The sequence below is a fragment of the Pseudomonas algeriensis genome (genome assembly GCF_048847255.1).
Taxonomy (GTDB): domain Bacteria; phylum Pseudomonadota; class Gammaproteobacteria; order Pseudomonadales; family Pseudomonadaceae; genus Aquipseudomonas.
In genome coordinates, this window is the sequence record NZ_JBKKRK010000013.1 from 29278 (window position 1) to 52927 (window position 23650).

At 61.3% G+C, this 23650-nt stretch carries 17 protein-coding genes and 1 tRNA gene; 4 read left to right on the forward strand and 14 right to left on the reverse strand.

Features of this window, described 5'->3' with window-relative positions; all coding sequences use genetic code 11:
* Positions 1-3: 3 nt before the first annotated feature.
* Together ACLK1G_RS18785 and ACLK1G_RS18790 are read left to right on the forward strand one after the other, a co-directional pair.
* Positions 4-903, forward strand: coding sequence for a polysaccharide deacetylase family protein (locus ACLK1G_RS18785; RefSeq protein ID WP_420766791.1), 900 nt, complete (start codon positions 4-6; stop codon positions 901-903).
* 102 nt (positions 904-1005) lie between these two features.
* Positions 1006-1197 carry a DUF2188 domain-containing protein gene (locus ACLK1G_RS18790; RefSeq protein ID WP_420766792.1) on the forward strand — a complete coding sequence of 64 codons (192 nt, stop codon included), beginning with the start codon at positions 1006-1008 and terminating at the stop codon, positions 1195-1197.
* A gap of 57 nt (positions 1198-1254) precedes the next feature.
* On the opposite strand, the gene ACLK1G_RS18795 is transcribed toward ACLK1G_RS18790, so the two are convergent.
* The 3 genes from ACLK1G_RS18795 to ACLK1G_RS18805 all read right to left on the reverse strand — a co-directional run bounded on the left by ACLK1G_RS18795 (position 1255) and on the right by ACLK1G_RS18805 (position 4368).
* Complete coding sequence (locus tag ACLK1G_RS18795) at positions 1255-3048, reverse strand: DAHL domain-containing protein (RefSeq protein ID WP_420766793.1); 1794 nt, start codon at positions 3046-3048, stop codon at positions 1255-1257.
* A gap of 255 nt (positions 3049-3303) precedes the next feature.
* On the reverse strand, positions 3304-4158 hold the full coding sequence (locus ACLK1G_RS18800) for a prohibitin family protein (RefSeq protein WP_420766794.1): 855 nt from the start codon (positions 4156-4158) through the stop codon (positions 3304-3306).
* 122 nt (positions 4159-4280) lie between these two features.
* Positions 4281-4368 (reverse strand) — tRNA-Ser (locus tag ACLK1G_RS18805).
* Positions 4369-4492: 124 nt separating this feature from the next.
* Here ACLK1G_RS18805 and ACLK1G_RS18810 point away from each other — a divergent pair.
* Positions 4493-5164, forward strand: a complete 672-nt coding sequence (locus tag ACLK1G_RS18810) for a Bax inhibitor-1/YccA family protein (protein WP_039588756.1) — start codon at positions 4493-4495, stop codon at positions 5162-5164.
* Between the two features lie 115 nt (positions 5165-5279).
* Here the strand turns inward: ACLK1G_RS18810 and ACLK1G_RS18815 are convergent, their stop codons facing one another.
* A complete protein-coding gene (locus ACLK1G_RS18815) occupies positions 5280-5717 on the reverse strand; it encodes an Lrp/AsnC family transcriptional regulator (RefSeq protein WP_420766795.1) in 438 nt (145 codons plus the stop codon).
* 133 nt (positions 5718-5850) lie between these two features.
* Between ACLK1G_RS18815 and ACLK1G_RS18820 the strand changes: the two genes are divergently transcribed.
* The gene (locus ACLK1G_RS18820) at positions 5851-6744 is read left to right on the forward strand and encodes a DMT family transporter (protein ID WP_420766796.1); all 894 of its coding nucleotides are present in this window, start codon (positions 5851-5853) and stop codon (positions 6742-6744) included.
* A 13-nt stretch (positions 6745-6757) separates the two neighbouring features.
* On the opposite strand, the gene ACLK1G_RS18825 is transcribed toward ACLK1G_RS18820, so the two are convergent.
* The 10 genes from ACLK1G_RS18825 to treZ all read right to left on the reverse strand — a co-directional run bounded on the left by ACLK1G_RS18825 (position 6758) and on the right by treZ (position 23644).
* The gene (locus ACLK1G_RS18825) at positions 6758-8383 is read right to left on the reverse strand and encodes an NADP-dependent glyceraldehyde-3-phosphate dehydrogenase (protein ID WP_420766797.1); all 1626 of its coding nucleotides are present in this window, start codon (positions 8381-8383) and stop codon (positions 6758-6760) included.
* A 155-nt stretch (positions 8384-8538) separates the two neighbouring features.
* Positions 8539-9441, reverse strand: coding sequence for an autotransporter domain-containing protein (locus ACLK1G_RS18830; RefSeq protein WP_420766798.1), 903 nt, complete (start codon positions 9439-9441; stop codon positions 8539-8541).
* Between the two features lie 292 nt (positions 9442-9733).
* Positions 9734-12154, reverse strand: coding sequence for an autotransporter family protein (locus ACLK1G_RS18835; protein WP_420766799.1), 2421 nt, complete (start codon positions 12152-12154; stop codon positions 9734-9736).
* Positions 12155-12322: 168 nt separating this feature from the next.
* Positions 12323-13123, reverse strand: a complete 801-nt coding sequence (locus tag ACLK1G_RS18840) for an endonuclease/exonuclease/phosphatase family protein (protein WP_420766800.1) — start codon at positions 13121-13123, stop codon at positions 12323-12325.
* Between the two features lie 166 nt (positions 13124-13289).
* The gene (locus ACLK1G_RS18845) at positions 13290-14054 is read right to left on the reverse strand and encodes a PIG-L deacetylase family protein (protein WP_420766801.1); all 765 of its coding nucleotides are present in this window, start codon (positions 14052-14054) and stop codon (positions 13290-13292) included.
* Positions 14055-14300: 246 nt separating this feature from the next.
* A complete protein-coding gene (gene glgX, locus ACLK1G_RS18850) occupies positions 14301-16460 on the reverse strand; it encodes a glycogen debranching protein GlgX (protein ID WP_420766802.1) in 2160 nt (719 codons plus the stop codon).
* Positions 16461-16606: 146 nt separating this feature from the next.
* Positions 16607-16963 (reverse strand): DUF2934 domain-containing protein, encoded by a 357-nt coding sequence (locus ACLK1G_RS18855; RefSeq protein ID WP_420766803.1) that lies wholly within the window; start codon positions 16961-16963, stop codon positions 16607-16609.
* Positions 16964-16983: 20 nt separating this feature from the next.
* The gene (locus tag ACLK1G_RS18860) at positions 16984-19770 is read right to left on the reverse strand and encodes a malto-oligosyltrehalose synthase (RefSeq protein ID WP_420766804.1); all 2787 of its coding nucleotides are present in this window, start codon (positions 19768-19770) and stop codon (positions 16984-16986) included.
* Entirely contained in the window at positions 19767-21845 is a 2079-nt protein-coding gene (malQ, locus tag ACLK1G_RS18865; RefSeq protein WP_420766805.1) for a 4-alpha-glucanotransferase, read from the reverse strand. Before malQ ends, ACLK1G_RS18860 begins: the two co-directional genes overlap by 4 nt.
* The gene (gene treZ, locus ACLK1G_RS18870) at positions 21842-23644 is read right to left on the reverse strand and encodes a malto-oligosyltrehalose trehalohydrolase (RefSeq protein ID WP_420766806.1); all 1803 of its coding nucleotides are present in this window, start codon (positions 23642-23644) and stop codon (positions 21842-21844) included. The genes malQ and treZ overlap by 4 nt, the downstream gene beginning before the upstream one ends.
* Positions 23645-23650: the final 6 nt, after the last annotated feature.

The window sequence follows — 23650 nt, forward strand, 5'->3', positions numbered from 1 at the left end:
GACATGAACAATTTCGCCAGGGCGCTGGTCGTGGCGCTGTTTGCCCTGCACTTGTCGGGCTGCATCGGCCCGCCCATCGAATTGACCCCGCAAACCGAGGAACGCCTGCGCGTCCAGGCCCCGATCCGTTTCCTGCTGACATTCGATGATGGGCCTAGCGCATCGTCCTTCTGGAATCCGAGCGCCGACGTGCTGGACGCATTGGACCGTAATCCGGTGCAGCCTGGGATCAAGGCGGTTTTTTTCGTCCAGACCCGGGCGCCACGGGCCGGTGGCAGCGAAATCGGCCGCTCGCTCATGCGTCGTGAGCATGCGAACGGACACCTATTGGGATTCCACACGGCTACCTATTGGCATACCAATCATCGATTCCTGGATCCGGATGAGTTGGAGCAGTCCCTGGCCAATGGCGCCAACGATATCGCTGTGATCACAGGCGCATCGCCAAACCTGGTACGGCCGCCATTCTGGAGTTTCGACAAGCGCACGTTTGCCGCTTATCAACGACACGGTATGCACGTATTGCTGACTGACTTGAGCGCCAATGATGGCAAGGTTTGGGGCATTACCGTGAGCCCACGACGGCGGATGAGCCTCACGCGCCAGCTCTCCGAGGTCCGCGAGCGCATCGCGGATGGTCAATTGCCCACAGTGGACGGTGTGATACCGGTCGTCGTGACCTTCCACGACCTCAACCGATATACCGCCCGCCACGCCCGTGAATACCTACAGATCCTTTTGGACAGTGCCAGGGAGACCGGGCTCAGGACCGATGCGAAGCCGTTCTACGACGACAGCCGCGCCTTGGAACGAGCGGCGCTGGCTCGCACGGTTCGCGACACGTCCCAGCCCGTGCATCTGCCCGGTTTATGGGATTGGCTGTGGGATTCGGACTCCCATTGAATTGCATGGACGATGAACTGTCGCGACGCCCGGTAGGCACCGACGGGTGAACCGGGAGTATGGTAGGCAGCGTAACTCGGTACTTTGCAGGAGGTGATCACCATGAGTACTGCGATGCTGACGAAAATGCACATCAATGGCTATGACGTACTGAGCGTCAACAGCGGCCCTTGGCGAGTCTGTACCCAGGCTGATCGGCTGGGTTCCTTCGCCTCGCGAGAGGAAGCGCTGGCCTACGCCGCCGCATTACCCGCCAGGAGACGCCGTAACGCCCCGTCCGGGAACGTCAAGTAGGGCCGCGTTCTGTTGACTGCGCGCAGGCACGGATGCCAGCCGCGCAGTCAAAGCGGGTCATGAGGCTGCCAGCTCCAGGGGCAGTTCCAGGGTAAACAGGGCGCCTTGCCCCGGTCCGTCACTGTAGGCCAAGAGACGGCCGTTCATTTCGACCGCCGCCAGGGCGCAACTGTGCAGGCCAAAGCCATGGCCGTCCTTGCGGGTCGTGAAGCCATGATTGAAGATCCTCGCCTGGTTTTCCTTGGAAATTCCTTCGCCACGGTCCTTGACGCTGACGCATAACGTCGTCTGGTCGACGATGCGGATTCCCAGGGTCATCTCCCGTGGGTGCTCAACGCTGGACATGGCGAACTTGGCATTGCTGATCAGGTTGATCAGGATCAGCAGCAGTCGGTGCTTGTCGCCGAGAATCACGGGAGTGTCCTGGTAATCCTTGATCACGGTGACATGATGCCGGCTCAGCGCCCCTGAATTCATGCGCAGGGCATCCTCGAACAGATCGGCGACGTTCAGCGGCTCGATCAGCCTCGCAGCCCCGGCGTAGGTTTGTTGGGTGGTGACGATGTCCTTGATGTGATCGATGCTTTTGGTCAACTGCGCCAGTTCTTCGATGAGCAGTGCTTGTTCGCCTGCAACAGAGTCCACCAGTTCATTGAAGTAGCGGGGCAACAACTTGCCTTTTTCGTCCTCGGTGATGAAATGACCCAGGTCGTCGGCATGTTCGTTCATCATTTTCACGGCTTTGCCCAACCCTTGCGTCTTGCTGTTTTTCAACTTGCGAGTGACCAGGTCCGCGGAAATATTCACGCTGTTGAGGACATTGCCGACGTTGTGCAACACGTTCGTTGCAATCTCGGCCATGCCTGCCATGCGAGCGGCATCCACCAACTCCCGTTCGGCCTCCTTCAACTCGCGGGTGCGTTCCTGGACGCGTTCTTCCAGTTTGTCATTGGAAGTTTGCAGCTCATGGTTGATCTGGTTGATGACTGAATAACTGCGCACCAGCCGTACGGCCAGATAGATCATCAAAAGCGCCATCAGGCCGGCGCACACCGCCAGGTATATATGGTACTTACGGTCCGTGGCGGCGGTCCTGCGCTGCGTTTCGTTCAACAGCTCGTTGATGCTGTCCAGCTCCTGGGCCACTGGGATGACGCTGATGCGGTCCAGCAGGTCGTTGACCTGGGGCTGTTCGTGGATGATGGTCTTGACGTGGTGTATCAGTGACACAAACGCGGGCCGATAGAGGGCAGGCAGTTGGTCAATCTGATGTTCGAGTTCGCTTAACTGATCCCGCACTTCCCGTTCTTTATCCGCCGTGACGTAAAGGGCGAACTCCAGGGTGGTCAACGCCAGGTCCAGGACATTCGAGGCCGCGGTCAGGCGCGCGATCTCCCCGTTCGCCTTCATCTCCTGCAACAGGTTTTGTATTTCGTCTTCTACCGTCGGCAACTCATCCAGGGACGCCCGCAGGGTGGCGTTGTGCTGCTCGAACTGCTCCACCAGCAGATTCTTGTTCTTGACCGCATCCACGTATCCCTGGCGCCTTGACGCCCAGAGCGCCGCCAGCGGGCCGGAACTGTTCAAACGCTCCAATTGCTCCCAGCGAGTCTGCGCTTCGGGCGGTGGGGTGAGTGACAGGTTATTGTTGACGCCGATTTTCTTCCTGAGGATTTTTACGTTCCAGTTGGCGTCGGCTTGCTTGAGTTGGCGAATGAAGTCCCGTGATTCGAAATAGGTCGCTGAGTCGTATGTATAGGATTTTATTAAAAAGAAGATCAATGCGGAAAAGACAACAAGCGCCGCGGCCAACAGGACGGGCCACTTGTATTTATTGATCAGAATGGTCACAGGTTTCTCCTGCGCGGAACGGATGCCGAAACCGGACCTGGCGAGTGTGAGCAATTATCGGGATGACGGGCGGAGAATGGGATACAGGAGGGGAGTTGCGTTGTTTGTTTGCCTGGGTACACGGTGAGCTCCCTGCTAACGGTGAACGTCTGGTCATCAGTGAAGCAAGTGTAGCGTCAACCACCGGCGTCGACGTATCTGTCCAGACGCTGCACGGGAAAATGGCGCGGCCGGAATCGACCGCGCCGAGGGAGGTTACTTCAAATCGATAAAAGGCAGCGCGCTGTTCGGCAGCATGGTGGTGGGCAGCTCACCGTTCCAGCGCTCGGCCTTGGTCAGCTCCACCAGGTTCTGGTTGCTGGCCAGCGCCTGGGCGCGGGCCTTGATCGCCTCGGCTTCAGCCTTGCCACGCAGTTCCGTTGCCAGGGCATCGGCCTTGGCCTGGGCCACTTGCGAATCGGCTTCCGCCTGGGCCTGGGTCACCCGAATCTGCGCCTGGACCTGTTCGGTGGCGAGCTGCTGCTCACGGGTCTTGACCTGGACCTCGGCGGCCATGCGCGCTTCGATGGCCTTTTCGTAGGCATCGCTGAAATCAATGTTTTCAACCTGGACGCTGTCGATGATCACCGGCCCGGTAATCGTCGATTTGATCGCAGCGGAGATATCGTTGACCAGTTGGACGCGGTTCTGCACGGCGGCCACGGCGTTGAACTTGCCGAACACATTCTCCACCTGCGTCGGCACCTGCCGGCTGATCATCCGGTCGCGGATGCCTTCCAGATCCTTGAACTGGGTATAGACCTTCGCCACGTCAGAAGGCGCGATGTGCCACGACACCGACACTTTGAGCTCGGCCGATTGCTGGTCTTTGCTGTAGGCCTGCAAGTCGTCGTAGGAGGTTACCTGGCTCTGCGTGCTGATCAGGCGTACCGATTCGATAAATGGCGTCTTGAACGACAGCCCCGGCTCAACCACCCCGACCAGCGCGCCATTGCGCAGAAGCACGCCGCGCTCGGTTTCATCAACCGTGTACCAACTTCCGAAGAACACGCATAACAGGACCACGCCGACAATTGCAGCAGCGATCGAACCGATTGTTTTACGGGGCACTTTACTTTCCTTGAGTAGGCTAGGGGATGGCATGCACTGTTTCCTTTGTGAAGACCGTCACTGTTTTTTCAAACGCCAGACACGAAAAAGCCCTGACAAGTCAGGGCTTTAACGTTAGAAGATGGCGGAGGCGATGGGATTCGAACTCATGGACCTGTTACAGTCGACGGTTTTCAAGACCGTTGCCTTAAACCACTCGGCCACACCTCCGTATTGCGTTGCGGGCGCCATAATACCCGAATGAAACACACTGTCAAACTCTCCACGTAGCTTGTTACAGAGCGTCTGTTATGATCCTTGCCACTGAATGTTTCAAAACCGGAGGAGTGTCGCCATGCGCGAACAGGATTACGCAGTGAACAACAGCGTGCAGGCTGAGCAGCTAGAAGTTAGCCGCGTCCTGCGCAACACTTATGGCCTGCTGGCACTCACGCTCGCTTTCAGCGGTGTGATGGCCTTCGTCGCACAACAGATGCGCGTCGGTTACCCGAACATCTTTGTCGTGCTGATCGGTTTCTACGGCCTGTTTTTCCTTACCAACAAGCTCCGCGATTCGGCCTGGGGCCTGGTTTCGGCCTTCGCCCTGACCGGGTTCATGGGGTTCCTGCTCGGCCCGATCCTCAACCGTTACCTGGGCATGCAGGGCGGCGCAGAAGTGGTCAGCTCGGCCTTCGCAATGACCGCGTTGGTGTTCGGTGGCCTGTCGGCGTACGTACTGATCTCTCGCAAGGACATGAGCTTCCTGAGTGGTTTCATCACCGCCGGTTTCTTCGTGTTGCTGGGTGCGGTGGTGGCTAGCTTCTTCTTCCAGATCAGCGGCCTGCAACTGGCGATCAGCGCCGGCTTCGTGCTGTTCTCGTCGGTCTGCATCCTGTACCAGACCAGCGCCATCATCCATGGCGGCGAGCGTAACTACATCATGGCGACCATCAGCCTGTATGTATCGATCTACAACCTGTTTGTCAGCTTGCTGCAGCTGTTTGGGTTGATGGGACGTGATGACTGATATTGCCGGAGTGTCCGGCTTGAACTGTTGATTTGAGAAACGGCGCTTTTCCTGAAGGAAAGGCGCCTTTTTTTTGTTCTGGGGCTTGCACCAGGTCGGCGTCCATCAACGGCTCTCAACCCATCGGAGGCAACCGCCGCTTCACCGGCGTCTTCTTGACAATAGCCGTATTGGTTTCCGCAAGAACATTCAACTTATCCAACAAAACATCCAACTGTTCCATCGACCGCACATGCAGCCGCGCGATGAAACAATCCTCGCCAGTCACCTTGTCGCATTCAGTGAACTCGCCAATGGCCTGGATCTGCCGCTCCACCTCTTGCAATTGCCCTGGCAATGGGCGAATACGCACGATGGCCTGGAGTTGATAACCAAAACACTTCGGATCGACTTCAACGGTATAGCCCCTGAGCACGCCACGCTCCTCGAGTCTACGCAGGCGTTCGGCAACGCTGGGGGACGACAGGCCGCTCAGGTTCGCCAAAGCCTTGAGCGAGCGTCGGGAATCTTCCATCAGCGCCTTGATGAGGATTTGGTCGATGTCGTCAGTCATAACGGCTCCGTTAGGTAAATGGTCAAAATGGCCTTTATAAAAAAGGTCAAAAACCAGTTTAGCCTTTTTCAGGCCATGGAGAAGCGGCCCGGCGGCTCGGCATACTGTAGCCACTTACCGAAGGAGCCTGAAGATGGACAAGACCCTACGCCGCGGTTCGCTCGAAATGACCGCCGCCATGCTGATTTCCGGAACCATAGGTTGGTTTGTACTGGTGGCGGGCCTGCCCGTACTGGATGTGGTGTTCTGGCGTTGCGTATTTGGCGCCGTCACGCTGCTACTGATTTGCGCGGGATTTGGTTTCCTGCGTCGGGATGTGCTGACGCGCACAACGTTCCTGCTGGCGGTACTCAGCGGCGTGGCAATCGTGGGCAATTGGGTATTGCTGTTCGCTTCCTATTCCCGCGCTTCGATTGCGATCGGTACGGCGGTGTACAACGTCCAACCGTTCATGCTGGTCGGGCTGGCGGCGTTGTTCCTGGGCGAAAAGATCACCGCGCAAAAGCTCTTCTGGCTCGCGGTTTCGTTCCTTGGAATGCTGGCGATCGTCAGCGCCCATGGCGAACAAGGGCAGGGTGGCGAGGACTATCTGGCGGGCATCGCCCTGGCGTTGGGTGCGGCTTTGCTGTACGCCATTGCGGCGTTGATCATCAAGCGGCTCAGCGGCACGCCACCCCATTTGATCGCGCTGATCCAGGTCAGCACCGGGATACTGCTGTTGGCGCCATGGGCGAATCTCTCGACGTTGCCGCAGCAACCCGAGGCCTGGGCCAGCCTGCTGACCCTCGGCATGATTCACACCGGTATCATGTACGTGCTGCTATACAGCGCGATCCAGCGGTTGCCGACAGCCGTGACCGGCGCGCTGTCCTTTATCTATCCGATCGCGGCGATCTTCGTCGACTGGTTCGCCTTCGGTCATCGCCTCGAACCGCTTCAGTGGCTGGGGGTGGCGGCGATCCTGCTGGCTGCTGCCGGCATGCAACAGGGCTGGGGCGTCAAATGGCGGCGCCCGGCCCTGTCGTAACCAGCGAGCGGTCTCAGAAAATGTAGTCGGTGGTCAGGAAATTCGAATCCCGCTCGCGGATGATGTCGCTGATAAGCGCCTTGTTGCTCTCCTGGAATTTGGTTGCCACCAGCGTACGGATCGAAAAAGTGCGTAGCGCATCATGGACCGACAATGTGCCTTCCGCGGAATTTTTCCGGCCGTTGAAAGGGAAGGTGTCTGGGCCGCGTTGGCACTGGGCGTTGATGTTGATGCGCCCGACCTGGTTGGCGAAGGTGTCAACCAGCTTGCCGACTTCAGCTGGGTGGGTGCCGAAGATACTCAGTTGCTGGCCGAAGTCGGATTCGAGCACGTAATCGACCACGGTGTTCAGGTCACGGTACGGCACGATGGGCACGACGGGGCCGAACTGTTCTTCGTGATACACACGCATCGCTGTGTTCACCGGGTATAGAACCGCCGGATAGAAGAACGAAGCCCGGGATTCGCCACCGTGCTGGTTCATCACCCCCGCACCCTTGGCGATGGCATCGGCCACCAGGGCGTGCAAATAATCGACCTTGCCGGCTTCGGGCAGTGGCGTCAGCGCCACGCCATCTTCCCAAGGCATGCCGGGTTTCAGCGCGGCGAGTTTGGCATTGAATTTCTCGATGAACGCCGGGGCGACGTCTTCATGAACGAACAGGATCTTCAAGGCCGTGCACCGCTGCCCATTGAAAGAAAGCGAACCGGTGAGCGCTTCGCTGACGGCATTGTCCAGGTCGACATCGCGTAACACCAGGCCGGGGTTTTTTGCATCCAGCCCCAGGGCGGCGCGCAGGCGATGCGGGCGCGGGTGGAGTTTCTTGAGGTCGCTGGCAGCCTTGTTGGTGCCGATGAAGGCAAATATGTCGATCTTGCCGCTGGCCATCAGTGCGCTGACGGTCTCTCGGCCGCTGCCGTAGATCACATTGATGACGCCCGCAGGAAAGCTGTCGCGAAAGGCTTCCAGCAGCGGACGTATCAGCAGCACGCCGAGCTTGGCCGGCTTGAAGACCACGGTGTTGCCCATGATCAGCGCGGGAATCAGCGTGGTGAAGGTTTCGTTCAGCGGATAGTTGTACGGGCCCATGCAGAGGGCGACGCCGAGGGGCACGCGGCGGATCTGCCCCAGCGTGTCCTGTTCCAGCTCGAAGCGGCTGGAACGACGGTCCAGCTCCTTGAGGGCGTTGATAGTGTCGACGATATAGTCGCAGGTCCGGTCGAATTCCTTTTGGGAGTCCTTGAGATTTTTGCCGATTTCCCACATCAGCAGCTTGACCACTGCTTCACGTCGTTCACGCATGCGCGCCAGGAAGCTCTCGACATGGCGGATGCGTTCGGCGACGCGCATCGTCGGCCATGTGCCTTGGCCGCGATCATAGGCCCGGACGGCGGCGTCAAGCGCGGTGAGCGCCGTCTCGGCGTCCAGCAGCGGCGTGCTGCCGAGGATCACTTGTTCATCGCCGTTCGGGCCGGCCAGGTAAACCGGGCTGCGCACGGTGGCCAGTGGTCCTTGCCAGGTTCTCAAGACGCCATCGACCAGGTATTCCCGTTGTTCGACGGGATCACCGAGACGGTAGGCCTCTGGGATATCCGCGGCGCTGGGAAATAAATGGGAGAGCAGGGTGGCGGTGGTCATATCGTTACTCCATCAATGAAATGAGCCATGGGCTGACAGTCTGCGGCGCTTCTAGCGTTATACGCCTTAATGAAGGTGATTTCGAAGTGGCAAGGGCGTGCGGCTGTCCTGCCTACGCCCCTGCCACCATTGCGTTGAATGCATGAAGCCGGTGTTTACCAACGCATCCGCACGCCCAGGCTGGCGATGACGCCGTTGAGGTCGTTGTCGTCGACGTCACTGCTGTAGTCGGCGCTGACATACAGGCTCACCACTGGGGTGACCCGGGCAACCAGGCCCAGGCCGACTTCAACGGTCGAAGATTTGCGGCTGCTGCTGATCTTGTCGACTTTGTCCAGGGTAACGGTGTCGGCGCTCTGGACCGTGTGCCACAGGTTGGTGCGCACGTACGGCTCGACGCCCAGGCCGTTGACTTGGTAGGCCCCTTTGAGCCGGGCGCCGACGCGACCGCTCCAAGTGCTCAGTTCACTGCTGTCGCCATTTTCGCCGTTCGGCGTATCAAGGCTGATGCGCTGGTTGATCAACTGCGCCTGGGGTTCGACCACCCAGTTTTCGCTGATGCCGATGGGGAAGCCGCCTTCGACCGACAGCGTGACGGCGCTGCCCTCGGTGGCTTGACGCTGACCCTGTTCGTTCAAGCTGAAACCGTTGACCCGCCCCCCGCTGGCACTCAGGTCCACGTGCCAGCCCGCGGGGCCGGTCAGGCTCCAGTAGGCTCCAAGATTCTGCCCCTCCAGGCTCAGGGTTTCCTGGCCCGGCTTGGCGAGAGCCGGCGCGACCAGCATTGCGCTGCCATTGGCTGTGATCCGGCTCTGGCCGCTGATCAAACCGACGCGCTGGGTATGGCCATTGTTGTTGCGAAGCGTGAAGAGCGCGGGACTTTTGCCCGACGCGGGGTCGTTGCCCGTTGGGTGGTCGGCGGGTGTTCGGTCGTACCAGGGGGCAGTGAGAGGGTCTTCCAGTTCGGCCAGCACTTGCATCGACGAACACAGCAACAGGGAGGTCGAGACGGTGCAGAGGGTGGTTTTGAGTTCCTGCGGGCGGGGGGAAGTTTTCATGGGGGTCTGCCTTGCAATCGCATGCATTTCTCGCTTAGGGCGTCTCTCCTACCCCGAATGAGGGGCGACCGAATGGATGAGGCAAACCTCTGGCGACCCGCGATGGCGGGGTTCCAGAGGCCTGCCCCTGACTGTGTTTCCGGGGGTAGTACGTTGTATTCAAGAAGACCAAAGCGGTTGCGTCAAGAAATTGGCCGACAAATGGCACAGTGAAATCAGAGAGCGCTAACCCAATGATTTCACGCGGATAAAAACGATCCTATTTAGGCGTCAATTCATCGTCGTCTGCGCCTCACCAACTGATTCTCACGCCCACATTGCCCGCCACGCCGCGTTGCTGGTTGCTGTCCAGGTTATTGCTGTAGTCCACGCCGGCATAGGCGCTGACGCTAGACGCCAGGCTCACGACCAAGCCAACGCCCAGGTCCGCCGTGGAGGCGCGTTGTTCGGTCTCGATCCGTTGGGTGTCGTCGAATGTCACCGTGTCGGTGCCGGAAAAGGTGTGCCAGATATTGGCTCGCAGATAGGGCTCCACCGGCAAGCCGCTGACTTGATAGCTGCCCTTGAGCCGGGCGCCTAGGCGGCCAGTCCAGGCGCTGTCGGAGTCGAATTCGACCTTTGAAATCCCATCGTCCTGGCTGTCCAGGCTGATCTTCTGATGGATGATCTGGGCCTGGGGTTCGAAGACCCAGTCGCGAGCTACCGCAAACGGATAGCCGGCCTCCGCCGATAGGGTCAAGGCGTGCCCGCGATTGTCGATTTTGACGCCACGTTCGGAGCGGTTATCGCCATTCAGGCGGGTGCCCATGACCACCGCATCGATGTAGCCACCCGAGCGGTCGATGAGGGTCCAGTAAAGGCCATAGCTGTCGCCATCGAGCTCGATCTTGCCAGCGCGCCGGCCTTGGAACCCGAGGTTGAAGCCGTCAACGTTGCCGTTCAGTTCGGTGTGGCCGACAAAAAAACCGATACGCTGGGTCCGATCGTCGGACGTCGGGGCGGCGTACAAGTCGTGGCCGACCTGGAAACCCTTGATGGAACCGTCGAACCGGGGCGTTACCGTGCCGGCCCAGGTTTGATCGAGGTCCTTGCCGTAGGCCCGGCCCCAACCCGCGCCGAACGCGCCGGTTTCCGACAGCAGGCGCTGGTCGCCTTGCCGATCGTGAAACGTACCCAGGGCCATCAGCGTCAATTGCGCGGCGGCTGGGGGCAGTACTGACCAGGTAGGGACTTCGGGGCGGTACAAGGGAATCGGCGCAGCGCCCGGCACGGCGGCCGGCAGCGGCGGCAGCGTCGGGCTGGGCGCTGCGACCGGGCCCGCCACTACCGTGGAGCGTAGGTACCAGTTGTTGGCGTTGCCGGCCACGCCGCCCTTGAACAGGCGATAGTCGAATGCACCGGCCGAGACGGATTGCGCCAGTGAAAAGGCGCTGCTATCACTGACGGCTCCGCTCTGGGCCTGGACCAGTTCGATGCCGTCCTGGGTAGTCAGGCCGCCGGCGCCACCCAGATTCGTGACGGTGATGGCGGTGCCGCCTGTCAGGGTGCCACCGTTGACCACCAGTTTGTCACTGGGCGAATCATCGGCCCCAAGCACCGTTTGCAGGCGTAGCTGGCCGCCATTGCCGGCGTAATTGCCTTGCACGGTGAGGGTGTCGTTGGTGCGGGTGTTGCCGTCGGCAAGATCAATTGCTCCAGCATTGTTGAGCGTGGTCATCTGGCCTGAAGTAAACGGCGCGATGACGCCTTGGGTCGAGGTCAATACGCTGCTGCTGTCGATGTTGAACACACCCGTGCCGGTGGCGTTGTCGCCCAGCAGCAGCGTGTCGCTCAAGTCCAGGCGCGAGCCTTGGGTCAGGCTGACGGTTTCCCAGTTGTCATAGCGGGCTCCGGTACTGGACGTGCTGCCCTCGAAGGTCAGGTTGTCCTGGCCCAAGCCTCCGTCCAGGCTGGGCGTGGGGGCGAGTCCCGCCTCGGTGAGGTTCTGCAACAGAGCGGTGTCGGTGCCGTCGCCCATCAGGATGGCTGAGCGGATGGTGCCGCCGCTCCATTGGAATCGATCGTCGCCGGCACTGGTCCGGACCTCGCCGCCGATTTCCCCGCCACTGACGGTCACGCTGTCGTTGCCACCGCTGACGCTGACATTACCGCCGATGCGTCCTTCGGACAGGATGATGGTGTCCCTGCCGAAGCCAGTGACGAGGTTGCCGATGATTTCCCCACCTGACATGTCGAAGACGTTGTCATCGAGCTTCATGTCGACCCTGCCGATGGTGCCGCCGGTCATCTGGGCGATGTCGCCATCTTCGAACGCGTCGACGATGGTGCCGCCAGTCATCAGGAACGTATCGAGGCCATCGCCTTGGGAGATCGATAGAATCCGGCCGCCATTCATTTCAAACGCGTCGGCTTGCGAGCCTTGCTCGACGTCGCCATCGATCACACCGTTGGCGTTGATTTCGATGCGGTCGGTTCCGGCATCGAACACGACGTCACCCTGAACGAGGCCACTGCCTGAGACCGTCAGGTTATTGTTGCCCGACAGATCCGTAAGCCCGGTTGCACTCGTGCCACTGTCGCACACGTAAGTGTCGTCGCCTGCCGTGGGTGACAATGTGCAAGCCGCCATCGCTGATGAGGCAGGAAGCAGGAACGGAGCCGCTACCCATAAGGCGTTGAACAGACGATTGAGATGCCGATCGCGCCGAATCATGTGCTATCCCTCTGCATGGGCATCCATGGCATGCCTGTTTCAGCATGGGTTGCACGACAGATGGCACACAGGACCCGGCAACGCTCGCTGTATGGAAAGGCACGCTAGCAACGAATCAAAGGCGTCGCTACTGTCAGATCTTACAGGTCGGTTTACCCGGATCAGGGGCTACAGATGCACTTCCACCGCCAACGGCAGGTGATCGCTCAAGTGCGTCCAGGGCTTGTTGCCGAGGATCTGCGGGGCGTGGCTGGTGGCGTTGCGCAGGTAAATGCGGTCCAGGCGTAGCAGGGGGAAGCGGGCGGGGTAGGTCCGGGCAGGGCGCCCGTGATGGTGTTCAAAGGCCTCGTGCAGGTACTGGCGACGGGCAAGCGTGGTGTTGCCGCGCAATTGCCAATCGTTGAAATCCCCGGCGATGATCACCGGAGCGTCCTCGGGAAGAGAGTCAAGCAATTTGCAGAGCAGCTTGAGCTGCAATTGGCGATGGCTTTCCAGCAGGCTCAGATGCACGCAGATCCCGTGGACTTCGGCATGGCCCGGCACGTCCAGCACACAATGCAGTAACCCGCGCCGTTCGGGACCGGTGATTGACACGTCGAGGTTGCGGAACTGGCGGATCGGGTATTTGGAAAGCAGCGCGTTGCCGTGATGTCCGTCGGGGTACACCGCGTTCCGGCCGTAGGCGAAGTCGCTCCACATGCTGTCGGCGAGAAATTCGTATTGCGAGGTCTGGGGCCAGTTGTCGTAGCGCAGGGCATGTCGATCATGTTCACCAAGCACCTCCTGAAGGAAAACCAGGTCGGCACCTGTGGCGCGCACCGCTTCGCGCAGCTCCGGCAAAATGAAACGACGATTGAGGGCTGTAAAGCCTTTATGGGTATTCACCGTGAGAACACGCAGTCGATGAATCGCCGCGGGTGCGTCCAGCGGCACTGATTCTTCGACCCGCCAGTGGGGATCGCGAGTCACGTTCACTCCTGAGTCAGACGTCTCTGTTCATGCGACTCATGGCGACTGCGGCAGTTCCGGAATTCTTGCCGGACAAAACTTCAAGGCGAAAAATGTGGGGGCGAGCCTGCTCGCGATAGCAGTTAGGCCGCTATCGCGAGGAAGCTCGCTCCCACAGGGCTGGGGGTCAGATAAATACAATTTCGTACGGCATGCCCATGCGATCGAGAATGACCCTCGGCACCAGCGGTGCGATGCCGTTGGTGGGCTCGCTGCCGAGCTGGCTGGCATAGGCGTGCATGGCGTGACGCTTGCGGGCGGTGGTCCACACGTCCAGCCGTAATTTGCGCGCCCGATGCCAGGGGATCCTGTTCTGCTCACGAACCGGCCAGTGCCAGGCCCATACGGGCAGTTCGTTGAACACCGCTCCGACGGTTTCAGCGGCCAAGGCTCCAGCGCGGCCGACCGTGTCGTGGTCGCTGTCGCCGTCCAGGCGCCAAGTGCTGAACACCACGTCGCTAGGTTTGAGGTAATGGCCGATGAACGCGGTCAGTTGGGCTTCATGTTCGGCGAGGCCCTTTTCCGGGAACCCTCCGCGGACCCACTGCAGGCCATTGGAAGGCACGCCCAGGCGATGCAGGGCGTCCACGCTCTCCTGGGGATGCGGGCGAAACGTGCGCAGCCGCTCATCAGACCACAGTGGCGAGCCCGGATGGCTCAGGCTGCCGTCGGTGACCGAGATCAGCAACATCGGTTGGCCCAGGTTGCTCAACAACTGGAGCAACCCACCGCAGGCGCCGACTTCGTCGCCAGGGTGCGGGGCAAGGATGACCGCGCGGGCGCCCGCGGGTATGAGTGTCTGGGTGCTGATGATCGGAATATCGGCCAGTTGCGGCGCGCTGTTCCAGATTTGCGGGTGATGCCGGCCTTGCAACCGAGAGGCAGGTTTCATGAGATACGTCCTTGTCGTGTCCAATCGTTCAGTCACGCATCGGGCCAGCCGCCCAATGTCGCCCCTTGGGAGCGATGACTGTGATTCGCGATGTTCCGAGTCCTGGAATCGACCGCAGGCGAAGTATTGACCATGCCAGCGGATTCGTCGCGTCAGAATGTGTATCTGAACCGGTTTTTTTTGTTCGAACTGTGTTGCGCGTGCAGCAGGGCGCGTCCTTGCGCCAGCCGACTCGGGGAAGGTCGCTTATTCCTCTTCCTCGCGTTGAAGCTCGAACAGCAGCAGTGAGCGCCCGGTCACGGAATATTCGAAATCAAAATCGAAACGCTCCTGGCCGCGCACCGCGGGTTGGTTGGTGTCCACCATGCAGGTCCAGAAACTCCCTTCGGGCACCTCTGGCAGGCGGAAGTTGACGATGTCGTGGTGCGCGTTGACCACCAGCAACAATGTCGCGTCGCCGCCCTTGCGGCGGATGCCGGTCTCCTGTGCGCGGCCGTCCATCAACATGCCGAGGCAACGGCCCTGGCCATCCTGCCATTGTTCGACGGTCATCTCGCTTGCGTCGGGGGCCAGCCAGGTCACATCCTTTACGCCGATGTCCTCGTTGTAATTGCCGACCAGGAATCGACCGCGTCGCAGGATCGGGTAGGACATGCGCAGTTTGATCAAGCGCTTGACGAACTTCAGCAACGCCTGGCCATCAGCGCTCAGGTCCCAGTTGACCCAGCCGATTTCGCTGTCCTGGCAGTAGGCATTGTTATTGCCGTGCTGGGTTCGGGCGAACTCGTCGCCAGCGACAATCATTGGTGTGCCTTGGGCCAGGAGCAGGGTGGCGAAGAAGTTGCGCATCTGCCGATGACGCAGCTCATTGATCTCGGGATCATCCGTCGGGCCTTCGACGCCATGGTTCCAGGACAGGTTGTTGTTGCTGCCGTCCTGGTTGTTCTCGTCGTTGGCTTCGTTGTGCTTGTCGTTGTAGGAGACCAGGTCGTGCAACGTGAAGCCGTCGTGGGCCGTGACGAAGTTGACCGAGGCGTACGGCCGTCGGCCACGCTGGTTGAACATCTCGCCCGAGGCGGTCATGCGGCTGGCGAAGTCGGCCAGTTGGCCATCGTCGCCTTTCCAGAAGGCGCGCACGGTGTCGCGGAATTTGTCATTCCATTCGACCCAACCTGGCGGGAAGCGTCCGACCTGATAGCCGCCGGGGCCGCAGTCCCAGGGCTCGGCGATCATTTTTACCTGGCGCAGCACCGGGTCCTGGCGACAGGCGACGAGGAAACTGTGGCGTTCGTCGAAGCCGTCGTGATACCGGCCCAGAATGGTCGCCAGGTCGAAGCGGAAGCCGTCCACGTGCATTTCCGTGGCCCAGTAGCGCAACGAGTCGGTGACCATTTGCAGCACGCAGGGATGACTCAGGTCCAGTGTATTGCCGGTGCCCGAATCGTTGATGTAGTAGCGCTTGTCGTCGGGCATCAGCCGGTAGTACGACGCGTTGTCGATGCCTCGCATGGACAACGTCGGGCCCTGTTCATTGCCCTCGGCGGTGTGGTTGTAGACCACATCGAGGATGACCTCCAGATTGGCCTCGTGCATGTGCGCGACCATTTCCTTGAACTCGGCAATCTTGCCGCTGGCCAGGTAGCGCGGATCCGGGGCAAAGAAGGCGATGCTGTTGTAGCCCCAGTAGTTGGTCATGCCCTTTTGCAGCAGGTGCTGGTCGTTGACGAACGCGTGGATGGGCAGCAATTCCACAGACGACACGCCCAGCTTGCGAATGTGTTCCAGGACATCGTCGACCATCAGGCCAGCGAACGTACCACGCAGGTTCTCCGGCACCGAGGGATGGCGCATGGAGATGCCGCGCACGTGAGTTTCATACAAGATGGTCTTGTCCCACGGCACGCTGACCCGATGATCGCGGCCCCAGGTATGGGCCGGGTCGATGACCTTGGACTTGGGCACGAATGGCGCGCTGTCGCGCTCATCGAAACTGAGATCGCCATCGGGATGGCCGATGGTGTAGCCGAACAGGGCTTCCGACCATTTCAGCTCGCCCACCAGTTGCTTGGCGTAGGGGTCGATGAGCAGCTTGTTGGGGTTGAAGCGGTGGCCGTTCTCGGGGTCGTACGGACCGTAGACGCGGTAGCCATAGATCAGCCCCGGATGTGCGTCCGGTAGATAGCCGTGGTAGATCTCATCGGTGTATTCCGGCAGTTCGATACGCTCGAGTTCCACCTCGCCTGTGTCGTCGAAGATGCACAGTTCGACCTTGGTGGCGTTGGCCGAGAACAACGCGAAATTGACCCCCAGGCCATCCCAGGTCGCGCCGAGTGGAAACGGCAGCCCTTCACGTATCCGCGAAGCCTCGATAACGGGCGGCGGCGTGGTATTTTTCGGACGGGTCATAGTTGCTCCTGCAAAAGACAGATACGGTGGTGCGCTGCACGCAGGGCTGCGTGCTTTGCGCTTGTGGCGAGAAGACAAGTCTGGACGCCACAAGCAGGCCTCTTCGTTGAAAGAAGCACTGGCTTGGGAACGATGAGTCCGCGGGTTCAGACCGCCGGGGGCTTGCGCGTGGCGCGTGGCTTTTTAGCGCTAGCCTTGTCGGCGGGCGGGACCATTGCCGCGGTGGCTGCCGAAGGCTTGGTCGCGGGCTTGGCCTTGGGCGCGGTGCTCTTGGCGGCGGCCTTGGCGACGGTGGCCTTGGCGGCAGCAGCCGGCTTGGTGCCGTCAGTCTTGCTGGCCGCGGATTTGCTCGGTGCTTTCGGTGGTTTGCTTGGCGCCAGGGCTTCGGCCTCCGCCAGCTTGCGTGCCATTTCCCAATGGCGCTCTTCTTGCCCGGCAGGCTTACCTTCCGACTCCCAGATCTGATAGGCGAATTCACGAATGCGTTTATCGTCGGTACTCATCGCAGTGCTCCTGACTTGACTCAAGATTCAATAAAGACATTGACCGGGAAATCCCCCAGTGCGGCGCTGACCATCAGCTCCCTTTGGGGTGTGACTGCTGCGCTTGCAAAAAGTCCCCTCAGTTTTGCTCCCTCGGTGGCAAACGGTAGCGAGATGCGCGTGTCGCCCCAGTCCGATGCAGCGACCTGGGGCAGGGCACTGTTTTCCAGCAGGCGCGCCGTGTGAATCGGCACCACGACGATCGCCCGTTGCTGCTGGTGTTGGCGCACGAATGCCAATACGTGCTCGGCATGCTCACCCTGTACCGGCAACGGCTCGTAGCTGCCCTGGCGGAAGAGTTGCGGATACTCGGACCGCAAGGCCAGCGTCCGCGCGATCAGTGCCTGCTTGACACGCCCGTCGCGCCAATCACGCACAAGCGCCACGGGGGCGCTGTCGGCCTGCATCGCCTCACGGCGGGCCTCGAAATCCACTGGGCGACGGTTGTCCGGATCCACCAGGCTGAAGTCCCAGAACTCGTTGCCCTGATACAGATCCGGTACGCCGGGGACGGTCATGCGCAGCAAGGTTTGCGCCAGGCTGTTGAGGGCGCCCGCTGGAGCGATGGCCTGCACGGCTTCGGCGATGGCGCAGCGCAGAGGCAAGCCCTCATCGCACAGCAGCAACCGCTCCAGGAACATCTGCGTTGCCTGCTCATAAGAGTCGTTGACGGCGGCCCAACTGCTTTGCAGCTTGGCTTCGCGCAACGCCTTGCGCTGCCATTGCCACAAGCGTTCGGCATAGCTGGCCAAGGCCTTGGGGTCCTGCAAGTCAAGGTCCAGCGGCCAACTTCCGAGCAGGGCCTGGTAAAGAATCAACTCGTCACCGGCCGAAGGGGCGGCCGGGTCGCTGTGCAGCGACGGGGCGAGGATGCGCCATTGCTCCACGCACGCGGTGTACCAATCCGGGCGTTCGCTGATCACCGCCAGCCGTGCTCGAGTGTCTTCCCCGCGTTTGTGGTCGTGGGTGGCGGTGGTCACCAGGTTGTCTGGGAAATGCTCCAACCGCTCGAAGCAGGCCCCGTGGAACTCCTGAGCCGGGGCGCTGAACCGTTCGGTGTTGTAGCCCACGTCATTGCGCGACAGCAGCACCGCCGAACGATACAGCGCAGTGTCTTCGACAGCCTTGGCGGCGGCCGGCGAAGTCAGTTGCTGGAAGCGCACGCAAGCGTGGCGCAGCCGTTTGCGCTCGCTGCCCCGAGGCCGCCCGCGCCAAGGCATGCCACCGAGCCAGTCGGCCAGGCAGTCAAGCACCGGCCAGTCGGCTTCGCTGAGGGTTTGCCGGGCGCCTTCCAGGGCCTTCTGGAAAAACACCTCATCTTCGGCGGAGCGACCCAGCGGGGTGATATAGGTGCGGTACACCGGGAAATGCACGATCAGTTCCTGCAATGCCCGTCGAATGGCACCCAGGGTCAGGTCGCGGGTCATCACGTCATCCCGCGCCACCTGCAACAGGGCTTGGGCCACGCTTTCGAAGTCCCCGGCCAGGGATCCATTGAGAATCTGCTGGCGGGCCAGGCGCGCCTCTTCGATAAAATGCGCTGGCCGTTCACTGTGGCGGCTCCAGAATTCAGCGAGGGGCTCGGCGCCGGCCGGGTTGTGTTGCAGCAACGAAATCTGGTTCATGAATTCGTAACCGGTGCTGCCGTCAACGTTCCAATCCCGGCGCAGGGTTTCGCCATCGCCCAGGATTTTCTCGACGAAAATCGGCAGATGCCGTGACGGGGACAGCGAGTCGACGCGCCGGCGCAGCTTGCGGCAGTAGCCCCGAGGATCGGCCAGGCCGTCAATGTGATCGATCCGCAGCCCGTCCACCAATCCTTCGGCAATCAGCTCGAAGATTTTCGCGTGGGTCGCTTCGAATACCGCCGGCCGCTCGACCCGTAGGCCGCCCAGTTCGTTGACATCGAAAAAACGCCGCCAATTGATATCGTCCGCCGCCGTACGCCAACTGGCGAGACGGTAGCTCTGACGTTCCAGCAGCCGATGCAGGCGTTCGAAACCTTCCGGCTGCGTGGAGTCGTAGCCGCGCAGGGTGACCTGGATGGCGTCGAGTATCGCGGGCTCCGCTGCCAGGTCTCGCAGTTCCTGTTGCAAGGGACGGGCGAGGGAGTGGGCATCGGTCTGGTAGTTCAGCGTGGTAAAGCGCTCGGCCAGGCCCTTGAGCGACTCGATCTGCTCGGCTGCCAGGTCGTCCGAAGGCTTTAGCAACTCACCGTACTGCATGGGGCAGACAGGGAAGCGATGCTCATAATGCTCGACATAAAAGCTGCCTTGCGTGGCGTCGAAGCGCAGTTTCAGCGTGCCTTCTTGCAGGGCCACGCCGTAGTCGCTGCCCAGGAAGGGCAGGAGCAGTTGGCCTTCCATCAACGGGTCGGGGGAATGCCATTGGATGTCGAAAAATTCGCCATAGGGGCTCAGCCGTCCCCATTCCAGCAGGTCCAGCCACCACGGATTGTCATTGCCGCCGACGGCCATGTGGTTGGACACGATGTCGAGGATCAGCCCCATCCGATGTTCGCGCAGGGTGGCGACCAGGCGCTTGAGCGCGGCTTCACCCCCCAGCTCGGGGTTGACCTGGGTCGGGTCGACCACATCGTAGCCATGCATGGATCCGGCCCGCGCCTTGAGCAGCGGTGAGGCATAGATATGGCTTATACCCAGCGACGCGAAGTAAGGCACTTGCGGTATGGCGTCGTCGAGGGTGAAGCCCTTGTGAAATTGCAGGCGTAAGGTGGCCCGCAGGGATGGAGTCATTTTATCGTTCATCGGTCACGCTCGTTCGCCTGAAGCCTCGCGCAGGCGAGTATTTCCAGACGCCGTGCGGCGTCCGGGTCGTCCAGCAGCGCTCCGCTCTCCAGAGCCAGGCGCCGCCGCCAGTTAGGGTGGGTGTCGGTGGTGCCGGGGAGGTTGGCCTGCTCGTCGATGCCCAGGGCATCTTCCAACGGCAGCAGTACCAACGGCGCTCGGGTATGCCCGAGAAAGCGCACGCTAGCGTCCAGCACCTGGTCGGTTTCGCGGTGTTCCTCGCGGAAGTTCTGCGGGTCCTGGTTCAGCGCGTTGCGCAACCCTTTGCGTTCACGCTGGCGATGTTTGCGCCAATCCATTTCGGTGTGGGAATCGATCAGCTCCAGCCGGGCATTCCAGTCGATGTCGTGGCCGTGCCACCAGCCGTTGAGAGTGGGCAGGTCATGGGTGCTGGTGGTCGCCAGGGCGTCGTCGGGCCAATCGAGAATGGGCTTGAAGTGCGTGTTGTCCTGTTCGAACAACAACACGCGCATGCCGAGGATCGAGCGCGCCGCCAGTTTTTCACGCAGGCCGTCGGGCACCGTACCCAGGTCCTCGCCCAGGACGATGGCCTGGTGACGATGGGACTCCAGGGCCAATAGTCGCAACAGGTCGTCGATGGGGTAGTAGAGATAGGCACCGTCGGTGGGCGGGGCATCGTTGGGGATCACCCATAGCCGTTGCAATCCCATGATGTGGTCGATGCGCAAGCCTCCCGCGTGGGCGAAATTGGCCCGCAGCATCTCGATGAAGGCGCGAAAACCATTGCGAACCAGGCCCTCGGGGGAGAACGCGGAGATGCCCCAACCCTGGCCCGAGCGATTGAGGATGTCGGGGGGCGCGCCCACCGTAAGGGACGCGAGCAATTCGTCCTGCCGGCTCCAGGCCTGGCTGCCGGCGCCGTCGGCACCCACCGCGAGGTCGGCGATCAGGCCGATGCTCATGCCGCTGGATTTGGCCGCGCTCTGGGCACGCTCCAGGCAACGGGCGATCAACCATTGGCAAAAAGCGTAGAAGCCGATTTCGTCAGCGTTTTCTTCGGCGAAACGGGCGATTGCCGGGCTGCGCGGGTCCCGCCATTCTTCGGGCCACTGGCGCCAGTCGAGGCTTTCGCCGCGAGCCGCGCGTTCGGCCTGGAGGGCTTCGAAGCGGCAGTGATTCTCCAAGGCTTCTCCACTGCTATGGCGGAAGCTGCTGAAGTCTTCGTGCAAGGGGTGCTCGCCTTGGCTGAAGCCGTCATACAGGGCGCGAAGCACCCGTTGCTTGGCTTGGGCAGCAACCGGCCAGTCGATGAGCGGCTGCTCTTCAAGGCTGCGCAATTGGTTGGTCAGGCCGCTGGCGTCGATCGCCGTGCGCAGCGCACGCTCGCCCAGGATGGTGCCCGGCGCGGCATACAGGCTGTTGAGAAACAACCGGCTGGAAGGCGAGTAAGGGCTGTAGCGGCCGGTATCGCTGCTGAACATCGCATGCATCGGGCTGATAGCCAGGGCATCGGCGCCGCGTTCGCCCGCGACCCGCGCCAGCTCTTCGAGGGCCTGGGTGTCGCCGAAGCCGCCATCACCCGGGCGTCGTAGCGAATAAAGCTGTGCGCTCAAACCCCAGGCCCGAGGCGTTGGATCATCCACGGCATCGGCCACGCTGTAGCAACGGGCCGGCGCCACCGCCAGGGTGAAATGTTGGCCCTGGATGCTCACGTGCTGATACCCCACCGGGACGATCCCGGGGAGAGCGGCGTCGGCATCGAGCTTTGAGCTCATCGTCGCGCCGTCCTCGAGTTGGATTTCGCAAGGCGTGCCGGGCTCGAAATAACGGCTCAGGTCGACATTGACGCCTACGTCCGCCGTGAGCAGCGGTGGCAGGCGGTGGTTCTGTTGGTCCTCTTGCAGTTGCAACAGGCTGGCGTCGATTTCCTGCGCGCTACCGGCGGGATGGCCCAGGCCGGTGAGGACCGAACGCAGGACCGCCGGCGATACTTTCTGGGCCCGGCCGTTGGCGTCGATCCAGTCCACCGCCAGGCCTGCCCGGCCAGCGAGGATTTCCAATTGCGCATCACTCATAGGCGCTCTCCAGTAAGGGTGGGCAAGGTTGCCGCTTGCGTCAGACTGACCAGCGCGCTGTAGGGCGTGAGTACCCCCTGTTGCAACAGACCCATGGCCTGCGGTGGATGTTCGAAAAGAATCTGCGCATCTTGCGGGGCGCTGTGGTTGACAGGCTTGTCGCTAAGATTCAGGTCGATGCGCAACACGCTGCCATCGCCCATTTGCCAGCGTGCGCTGACGGCGCCGTGACCCAATACGTCGGCGCCCAAGGCATGGGCGGCGGGCAGGCGCGGAACGATTTCCTCCCGACGGATTTTCAGCAGTAGGCGATAAAGAGCTTCACTGGCCAGTTGCTCTGGCTGGTGCGCCTCCAGGTTGGGCCTTGAGGCGTCGAACGTACTGGCCGCGTTCGGATCGGGGATCCGTTCACGCTTCTGCGGATCGGCAAAGGCGCTGAAGGCCTTGAACTCGTTGCGGCGGCCTTCACGCACCAGCTCGGCCAGTTCGCCGTGGTGGCTGGTGAAAAACAGGAACGGTTGTTCAGCGACGACCTCATCGCCCATGAACATCAGCGGAATCATCGGCGACAAAAGCAATAGGGCGGTCGCGGCTTGCAGGGCTTGCGGCGGCGCCAGTTGATGCAGACGTTCACCGAGGGCGCGGTTGCCGATCTGGTCGTGATTCTGCAGGAACAGCACGAACGCGCTGGGCGGCAAGTGACCGCTGGGCTCCCCGCGGGATTCGCCATGGCGGTTGGTATGGCCCTGGAACACAAAGCCCTGGCTCAGGCAGCGGGCGAGTTTTTCCGTCGGTTGCTCGGCATAGTCGGCGTAGTAAGCGTCGGTCTCGCCCGTCAGCAGCACGTGCAGCGCGTTGTGTCCGTCATCGTTCCACTGGGCGTCGTAGCCTTGTTCCAGAAGGCTGGCCTGGTTGTGTTCGTTCTCGACGGTCAGCCAGACATACCGTGTCGGGTCCACCTGCTGACGCACCCTGGCGGCCAGTTCCTGAAGGAAGTCGGGGTCTTCGATGGCGTGAACAGCGTCCAGGCGCAGGCCGTCGAAACGGTACTCCGACAGCCACATCAGCGCGTTGTCGATGAAGAAGTCACGGACCTCGCGGCGCCGGAAATCAATCGCCGCGCCCCATGGTGTGTGCTTGTCTTCGCGAAAGAAGCCCTTGGCGTAGCGGTGCAGGTAGTTGCCGTCGGGGCCGAAGTGGTTGTAGACCACGTCCAGGATGACTGCGATTCCATGGCCATGGGCGCTGTCGATCAAGTGCTTGAGCTGGTCCGGCGTACCGTAAGAAGCCTGGGGCGCGTACGGCAGCACGCCGTCGTAGCCCCAGTTGCGGTCTCCGGGGAACTGCGAGAGCGGCATCAGTTCAATGGCCGTGACGCCAAGCCCGGCCAGGCGCGCCAGCTGTTGTTCGACACCTTCGAAACCGCCCAGGGCGCCGACGTGTAGCTCATAGATGACGGCATCGTACCAGGGGCGTCCGCGCCAACCGGTGTGCCGCCATTGATAAGCGTGGGGGTCGACCACCACGCTGTGGCGGTCAATATCGCCATCCTGGGACCTGGAAGCCGGGTCAGGCACTTGCAGTTCACCATCGATGTTGTAGCGGTAGCGAGTGCCGGCGGGGCAACGGGCCTGGATCATGTGCCAGCCGTTGGCCTGGGGCAGCATCGGTATGGATTCTCCAGTGTCGAGTTCGACACTGACATAAAGGGCATCAGGGGCCCACAGGGCGAAACGGGTGTGCTCTGGATCAAGCAGGACCGCGCCGTGGGTCCAGGTTTCAGGCGTCCTTGACGGCATCGGTTA